This window comes from Shewanella sp. SR44-4 (genome assembly GCF_014163715.1).
In the GTDB taxonomy this organism is placed as follows: domain Bacteria; phylum Pseudomonadota; class Gammaproteobacteria; order Enterobacterales; family Shewanellaceae; genus Shewanella.
The window spans coordinates 265,159-273,073 of the sequence record NZ_JACJDU010000001.1 but is presented as its reverse complement, the minus strand read 5'-3'; the positions used below and the strand labels follow the sequence as shown (position 1 = coordinate 273,073).

The window sequence follows — 7,915 nt, the reverse complement described above, 5'->3', positions numbered from 1 at the left end:
TTCGCCTTGAACTCTGTGTTTTGAAGCACTTAATTCAACCTGACTCAGTAACCGCTTGCGCTGTCTGCCGTGTCAGTGGATGCGCATTATAGGCACCACACGGTTTTGCGCAAGGCCTTTTTTAAAGCTTTTAGCAAAAAAGCAATCAACCGAATACTAATCAAACAACTCGGTACTAAAAACACACAACCGTGTTCGATTTTGCTCAATTAAGCTTCAGATAATACAAAGGAGTAGATTAACTAATATAAAACCGGATAATAATTATAGTACATATTTAAGATTTAGATAAAAAAGATATGATTTAATGAATATGTTGGCAAGTCACAACGATTACCTCAGCTATCTATATAGTAGAGGAACTAACTACGTAAACTCTATTGTTAGATGCTATTGAAGAAAATCACTCTATAGTTAACTTTCATTTTTCTCGTTGGTAATATCAGTATTATTGATGTCATCGATGGTTGAGTGTTGTTGTGTCTCTGTTTTATTCAATTCATCGCCAACGATGTGGGCCACTTTTAACTTCTTAATAGCGTTAATCGTGATAACAGGTCCAGATAGTGCATATATGTAGAAACCAAGACAAAGAATGATGGCTGGTTCTACAGAAATAATAACGAACACACCTACGAGCAATAACATCACCACGAAATTTACTTTCCCTCGCCAATCTACTTCCTTAAAGGAGTGATAGCGAAAGTTACTGACCATGAGTAGTCCTGTTAATGCAGTAATCAATGCGGCAAGGTAATTTATATCGGTAGGGTCAAGCTCATATTTAGAACCACTCCAAATACTTCCAGCGATTAAGGCTGCTGCAGCGGGACTAGCTAGACCTTGAAAATAACGTTTATCGGCAACACCAACTTGGGTATTGAAACGAGCTAATCTCAATGCTGCACAAGCACAGTAGATAAAAGCAGCTAACCAGCCTACTTTACCTAAATCTTGCAATGCCCAATTATAAGCAAGGATCGCTGGAGCCATGCCAAAAGAAACCATATCGGCCAAACTATCATATTCAGCCCCAAAATCACTTTGAGTATTGGTTAACCTTGCGACTCTGCCATCTAGTCCGTCACAAATCATAGCGATAAAGATAGCAATTGACGCTAACTCAAAATGACCGTTCATTGATGAAATGACAGCATAAAAACCAGAAAATAGCCCTGCGGTAGTAAATAAGTTAGGTAATAGGTAAATACCTTTATTTTTTACTGGGTGATTAGGTGAATTTTGCATACACTTTACACATTATCGTTTTAGTTGTTGGATTTATACTCAAAGATAGCATATTTTGAAATATTCAAGCATAACGTCAATTAGCTCTGGGAAACTCACATGGAAATTACGCGTTTAGTTTTTGGTTTAGTCACTTTTGCATTTAGTACATGTTTATTTGCCGCGACCATTTACACTTGGGTGGATGATGCTGGCGTTGTACATTACAGCCAACAACAGCCCCTAAATGTAGATGCAAGCAAGATTTATAGTGAGGATATGGAACCCGCTAAAATTGGCACTTACACACCACAAAAAAAAACCGCTGTTAACGTGGAATCTCAATTAGAACAATCAGCAAAAATCATTAATGAAAAAGACAAACAACAAGCCAAAGACATCTGTGAAAGTGCTAAGCACAGCCTGAGTGTATTGAATACTCACAGCAAATTAAATCAACAAGATAAAACTACTGGTGAAACTGTCTCAATGACAGAAGAACAGAGGCAAGCAGCTATTACTGAAAATACCGAACGGGTCAGGTTATTTTGTCAAAGTAAATAATAACAAAGGGAGCTAATGCTCCCTTTGTTCAAAAACGTTAGCTGATAATGCTAGATAACATTATTGATTGAAGGCTAGCTTGCCATCTTCTACTACGACTTTAATCATTTTACCTGGCAATAATTGACCTCGCAGCAATTTTTGGGCTAAAGGATTCTCTACTTCTTGCTGCAATGCTCGTTTTAAGGGTCTTGCACCATAAACAGGATCGAATCCAGCTTCAGCAATTAATGATAAAGCCTCATCAGATAATTCAATATCGAACTCTTTCTCGATCAAACGTTTGCGCAATAATTCAAATTGAATACTGGCAATGTGTTTGATATTTTCGGCGTCTAAGGGATGGAATACCACAGACTCATCAATTCGATTTAAAAACTCTGGACGGAAGCTTTGCGTCACAACATTCATGACTCCAGCTTTCATATCTTCATAACTCGTATGACCAAAGCCCTCTTGAATAATATCTGAGCCAAGGTTAGAGGTCATGATGATGACAGTGTTTTTAAAATCAACCGTTCTGCCTTGACCATCAGTTAAACGGCCATCATCTAATACTTGCAGCAACACATTAAATACATCTGGATGAGCTTTCTCAACTTCGTCTAACAAGATCACGGAATAGGGCTTACGGCGAACCGCCTCAGTTAAGTAACCGCCTTCTTCATAACCCACATATCCGGGAGGGGCACCAACTAAACGCGAAACGGTGTGTTTTTCCATAAATTCAGACATGTCTATGCGCACAAGAGCTGATTCTGAATCAAACAAAAACTTAGCTAGCGATTTACACAGCTCAGTTTTACCCACACCGGTAGGCCCAAGGAACAAGAACGAACCTATTGGACGTTGTGGATCGGCAAGACCTGCCCGACTACGACGAATGGCATTAGATACTGCCTCTACAGCCTCATTTTGGCCGATTACACGCTCATGCAATGCATCTTCCATATGCAATAGTTTTTCACGCTCACCTTCGAGCATTTTTGAAACAGGGATACCGGTGGCTTTTGATAGTACTTCAGCAATCTCGACCTCAGTCACTTTATTACGTAACAGTGTCATATCTTGCATTTCTGCTTGCGATGCTAAATCTAGTTGCTTTTCGAGCTCAGGAATACGCCCATACTGTAATTCAGACATCCGCGTTAAGTCACCCGCACGACGAGCTACTTCTAAATCCATTCTCGCCTGTTCGAGATCGGCTTTAATATGTTGTGTGCCTGCTAATGCTGCTTTCTCGGTATGCCAAATCTCATTCATCTCAGAAGCTTTACTTTCGACATCCCTCAGTTCATGTTGTAAAAACTCAAGACGTTTACGACTGGCCTCGTCTGACTCTTTACTTAACGCTTGTTCTTCCAGCTTAAGCTGAATAGCGCGGCGTTCTAAGCGGTCAAGTACTTCTGGCTTAGAATCAATCTGCATTCTGATACTAGATGCCGCTTCATCGATTAAGTCGATAGCTTTGTCCGGCAATTTACGGTCTGAAATATAACGATGCGACATGGTTGCTGCTGCAACTATTGCAGGATCAGTTATTTCAACATGATGATGTAATTCGTAACGCTCTTTTAGACCACGTAAAATGGCAATGGTGTCTTCAACGCTCGGTTCATCAACAATTACTTTTTGAAAACGGCGTTCAAGTGCAGCATCTTTCTCAATATATTGACGATATTCATCAAGTGTTGTTGCGCCGACACAATGCAAATCACCACGTGCTAAAGCAGGCTTAAGCATATTACCAGCATCCATTGCGCCCTCGCCCTTACCTGCGCCGACCATGGTATGCAGCTCATCAATAAACAGAATGACCTGACCTTCCTCTTGGGATAGCTCATTCAATACTGCTTTCAAGCGTTCTTCAAACTCACCACGATATTTGGCTCCCGCAATTAACGAGCCCATGTCTAATGACAATACCCGTTTATTTTTAATCCCTTCAGGGACTTCACCATTCACAATACGCTGAGCTAAACCTTCAACAATGGCGGTTTTACCGACACCAGGTTCACCAATTAATACCGGATTATTTTTAGTACGGCGTTGTAGCACTTGAATCGTGCGACGAATTTCCTCATCACGACCAATAACAGGGTCTAACTTACCTTGCTCTGCCCGCTCGGTTAAATCTACGGTAAATTTTTTCAATGCTTGGCGTTGATCTTCAGCATTGGGATCATCAACTTTCTGCCCGCCACGCATGTCTTCAATGGTTTTTTCCATTAACTCTTTGCTTGCACCTGAATCTTTTAATGCTTTGGCAAGGGGGTCATTATTTTCTAATGCAGCCAAGACAAACAATTCAGATGAAATGTATTTGTCTTTGCGCTTTTGCGCTAACTTATCGCATAGGTTTAGTAAACGAATTAACCCTTGTGATAACTGAACATCACCACCAGTACCTTCAACTTGCGGTAAACGTTCTAACTCTTGGCTAACCGCTGAGCGAAGCGCACTAACACGAATGCCCGCTTGCGTTAGTAAAGAATGAATAGAACCAGAATCTTGATTTAACAGCGCCATCATTAAATGAATAGGTTCAATAAATTGATGATCGCGTCCCAATGCTAATGATTGGGCATCAGAAATGGCAATTTGAAACTTATTAGTCATACGATCGAGTCTCATACAACCTCCTAGGATCTGATACATGTGGAATGGGAAATTAATTCAGAAATGAATAATTTGTTAACTTAAAGATGGGGGCATTTAATGTAAACTCAAGGTTAAAACTTAATCTGGATCAAAAAATTGTTGATTTTTTATACTTGAAAGTTGTTACCAATAATAACTTAAGATTTAAGCCAAATGAGAGAAGCCATTCGACCCGTTTGCTTGTCACGACGGTAAGAAAAGTAATCAGGTTCAGAAAAGGTACACACATCTGCGCTATAAATTTGAGTAACGCCTGCTGTAGATAAACGCAACTTAGCTAAGCCGACTAAATCAGCTAAATATTTAGCATTATTCTGAACAAAATGAGTTGCAGCTTGCGGATTTTTATTGATAAAAGCATCACGAACTTCAATACCAACTTCAAATGCACAAGGACCTATTGCAGGCCCTAAGTATGCGATTAATGCTGACGGTGGAGAATGAAACATCGCCAATGCTTGCTCGATGATGCCCTCACACAAACCGCGCCACCCGGCATGAACTGCGGCAACTTCAGTGCCTTGTTGATTACATAATAATATTGGTAAGCAATCGGCCGTCATTACCGTACATACATGGCCAAACTGATTACTGTAACTACCATCAGCTAATGCTATCGCGCTACCTGGCATCAATGTTTGTACATCAACAACCTTAGTACCATGAACTTGCTCAAGCCAGATTGGCTCAGCAGGTAATGATAATTGCTGAGTTAATATTGCACGATTAGCGAATACATCTTGAGGCTTATCACCAACATGTAGCCCTAAATTTAAACTATCAAACGGGCTAACACTGACGCCACCAAAACGATTTGTCATCGCTATGGCAACGTTAACAGGTATTGGCCAATCGTGCTCAAGCATTATAAATACACTATCGGATTAAGCTCAGTATCGACTCGTAGTGCTTTTGTCAGCTCAACCATGTCATCAGGGATCGGCGCATGCCAAGTCATGATTTCACAGGTAAATGGATGAGCAAGTTCTAAACGCACTGCATGTAAAGCTTGGCGCTTAAAGTTTTTGAGTAATTCAAAAAACTCTGGGCTCGCTGATTTAGGCGGACGAGGACGACCACCATAAACCGGATCGCCAACTAACTCATGACCAATATGCGCCATATGAACACGAATTTGGTGAGTACGACCAGATTCCAGACGCAAACGTAAACGCGTATGAGCTCGGAACTTTTCAGACACACGATAATGAGTCACCGATGGGCGACCACCATGGATAACGGCCATTTGAGTACGTCTAGTTGCGTGACGTTCAATAGGTTCATCAACCGTGCCACCTGCCGTCATAGTGCCTAATACAATCGCTTCATACTCGCGAACAATATCACGAGCCTGTAATGCGGCAACCAAATGCGTTTGTGCTTCAACTGTTTTAGCAACAACCATTAGCCCTGTAGTGTCTTTATCTAAACGATGAACAATACCTGCTCTTGGTACATGTTCAATATCTGGACAATGGTATAATAAAGCATTCATCAACGTACCGTCTGCATTACCAGCGCCAGGATGAACAACTAAACCAGCTTGCTTGTTAATGACAATAATATGGTCGTCTTCATAAATAATATTTAAGTCGATATTTTGCGCTTTAGCACTCACTTCTTCTTCAAGTGTTGCCGTCACTTCTATCAACTGAGACTCGAAAACCTTTTCCCGTGGCTTGTCGACTGTGATACCGTCAATAGTAATTGCACCAGATAGGATCCATTCCTTGATGCGTGTACGCGAGTAGTCAGGGAACAAACCAGCTAATGCTTGGTCTAATCTCAGACCGGTTTGTGTTGCTGTGATCTCGCTTTTTAGATTAATCTCTTGTGTCATAGGAACCGTACCCCAGTTTAGGGGTCCAAAGTGAATGTGCTATCTGTTACAATCGGATGTTTTCTATTTTACCGTGAAATGGAAAAATTCTTAACAACAACTTAAAAAGAATTGAATTCAAGTATGTATAAAATTGCCCAAGGTGCCGCCCTAGTATTACTTTCACTGGCTATAACAGCCTGTAGTAGCAGTCCAGAAGACGATGATGTTGCCAGTAAAGCATCACCTGATGTCCTGTACTCTCAAGCAAGAACGTCAATGGAATTAGGTAATTACTCTAAAGCCGTTCGTTCACTTGAAGCATTGGACTCTCGTTTTCCATTTGGTCCGCACAAAACTCAAGTTCAATTAGACTTGATTTATGCGTATTACAAAATGGATGATGCTGCCTCAGGAGTTGCCAATATTGATCGCTTTTTACGCCTCAATCCAACGCATCCTAATATAGATTACGTCTATTATATGCGTGGTTTAACCAATATGCAGGCAGATAATTACTTATTTCACGATTTAATGAATATTGATCGTACCGATCGTGATCCCAAAAATGCTCAAGATGCATTTAAAGATTTTGATCGATTGATTAAATCGTATCCAAATAGCAAGTATTCTGCTGATGCACAACAACGTATGCAGTTCTTAAAGAACCGTTTGGCTAAATATTCAATTCAAGTTGCAGAATATTATATCAAAATGAACGCATGGAGTGCAGCTGCTGTTCGTGCTCAATCAGTTATGGAGAAGTTTCCAGGAACACCTTCAACTGAACGGGCATTAGAAATTATGGCTAAAGCGTATGACGAATTAGGTCAGGAAAAATTACAGCAAAACGTTAAAACTGTAATGAAAGCAAACTTTCCAGCTAATGAAATATTATCTAACTAGTCATCATTCATACTCTACGACTGTTAATTATTGTTTCACATTAAACGCTCCTTGGAGCGTTTTTTTATACCTGATTTATCTGCCTTGGCAATTTGAGTCTCTATATATTCAATATTTTTTACTTGTTATGGTAACCACACCAGTAAAAGAGGCACCATAACACCATTTACTCTAGTTACCATCATAGGAGTGAAGTATTTATTACACTATGGTACTTCGGCTGAATAACATTCGATACGCCCAAAATACATCCAAACAAATCGATTTTTGATATAAATATAAAAAACAGGTTGACTCAATGGGTCAAAATCCTTTAAATTGCGTCCGTCGCCCGAATAGCTCAGTCGGTAGAGCAGAGGATTGAAAATCCTCGTGTCCCTGGTTCGATTCCGGGTTCGGGCACCATATTTATATTGGTGGCGACAGCGACTAATAGAATAAAGTTATTTCTCGATACATGTTTTGCAGGTGTGGTGGAATTGGTAGACACGTCAGCTTCAGGTGCTGATGCTCGTAAGGGCGTGGAGGTTCAAGTCCTCTCACCTGTACCAAATAACTTTATCAGTTTTAACAAAAAGGCCTCGCATTGCGAGGCCTTTTTGTTTTTGTTGCCGGTATCACTTTGACGAGTGTTAAAGCCACATATTATTTAGCGGCTCAGGTAGCCTATCAACTGGATTGCTCTACTGTATAGTTAATGTTCAGCTCGTTGGCTATAAAATCAGTTGAACGTTAACG

Annotated in this window: 6 protein-coding genes and 2 tRNA genes; 4 read left to right on the top strand and 4 right to left on the bottom strand. The window is 40.4% G+C overall.

What is annotated here, in order from left to right:
- Nucleotides 1–414 precede the first annotated feature (414 nt).
- Nucleotides 415–1,248 carry a CDP-diacylglycerol--serine O-phosphatidyltransferase gene (gene pssA / locus H5125_RS01220; RefSeq protein WP_101085348.1) on the bottom strand — a complete coding sequence of 278 codons (834 nt, stop codon included), beginning with the start codon at nt 1,246–1,248 and terminating at the stop codon, nt 415–417.
- A gap of 99 nt (nt 1,249–1,347) precedes the next feature.
- Here pssA and H5125_RS01215 point away from each other — a divergent pair, with 99 nt between their 5' ends.
- Nucleotides 1,348–1,791, top strand: coding sequence for a DUF4124 domain-containing protein (locus H5125_RS01215; protein ID WP_101085347.1), 444 nt, complete (start codon nt 1,348–1,350; stop codon nt 1,789–1,791).
- Between the two features lie 60 nt (nt 1,792–1,851).
- Here H5125_RS01215 and clpB read toward each other — a convergent pair whose 3' ends face one another.
- The 3 genes from clpB to rluD form a co-directional block, all read right to left on the bottom strand.
- Nucleotides 1,852–4,425 (bottom strand): ATP-dependent chaperone ClpB, encoded by a 2,574-nt coding sequence (gene clpB, locus H5125_RS01210; RefSeq protein ID WP_101085346.1) that lies wholly within the window; start codon nt 4,423–4,425, stop codon nt 1,852–1,854.
- A gap of 164 nt (nt 4,426–4,589) precedes the next feature.
- Entirely contained in the window at nt 4,590–5,318 is a 729-nt protein-coding gene (gene pgeF / locus H5125_RS01205; protein WP_182743235.1) for a peptidoglycan editing factor PgeF, read from the bottom strand.
- Nucleotides 5,318–6,292 (bottom strand): 23S rRNA pseudouridine(1911/1915/1917) synthase RluD, encoded by a 975-nt coding sequence (gene rluD / locus H5125_RS01200; RefSeq protein ID WP_059746300.1) that lies wholly within the window; start codon nt 6,290–6,292, stop codon nt 5,318–5,320. The genes pgeF and rluD overlap by 1 nt, the downstream gene beginning before the upstream one ends.
- Before the next feature lie 123 nt (nt 6,293–6,415).
- Between rluD and H5125_RS01195 the strand changes: the two genes are divergently transcribed.
- The 3 genes from H5125_RS01195 to H5125_RS01185 all read left to right on the top strand — a co-directional run bounded on the left by H5125_RS01195 (nt 6,416) and on the right by H5125_RS01185 (nt 7,728).
- Nucleotides 6,416–7,177, top strand: a complete 762-nt coding sequence (locus H5125_RS01195) for an outer membrane protein assembly factor BamD (protein ID WP_101085344.1) — start codon at nt 6,416–6,418, stop codon at nt 7,175–7,177.
- 329 nt (nt 7,178–7,506) lie between these two features.
- Nucleotides 7,507–7,582: transfer RNA gene (locus H5125_RS01190), tRNA-Phe, on the top strand.
- 59 nt (nt 7,583–7,641) lie between these two features.
- Nucleotides 7,642–7,728, top strand: a tRNA-Leu gene (locus tag H5125_RS01185).
- Nucleotides 7,729–7,915: the final 187 nt, after the last annotated feature.

Excerpts from the sequence above, each read along its gene's own strand:
- pssA (WP_101085348.1), bottom strand. The coding sequence starts at position 1,248 with ATGCAAAATTCACCTAATCACCCAGTAAAAAATAAAGGTATTTACCTA.
- clpB (WP_101085346.1), bottom strand. The coding sequence starts at position 4,425 with ATGAGACTCGATCGTATGACTAATAAGTTTCAAATTGCCATTTCTGAT.
- pgeF (WP_182743235.1), bottom strand. The coding sequence starts at position 5,318 with ATGCTTGAGCACGATTGGCCAATACCTGTTAACGTTGCCATAGCGATG.
- H5125_RS01195 (WP_101085344.1), top strand. The coding sequence starts at position 6,416 with ATGTATAAAATTGCCCAAGGTGCCGCCCTAGTATTACTTTCACTGGCT.
- rluD (WP_059746300.1), bottom strand. The coding sequence starts at position 6,292 with ATGACACAAGAGATTAATCTAAAAAGCGAGATCACAGCAACACAAACC.
- H5125_RS01215 (WP_101085347.1), top strand. The coding sequence starts at position 1,348 with ATGGAAATTACGCGTTTAGTTTTTGGTTTAGTCACTTTTGCATTTAGT.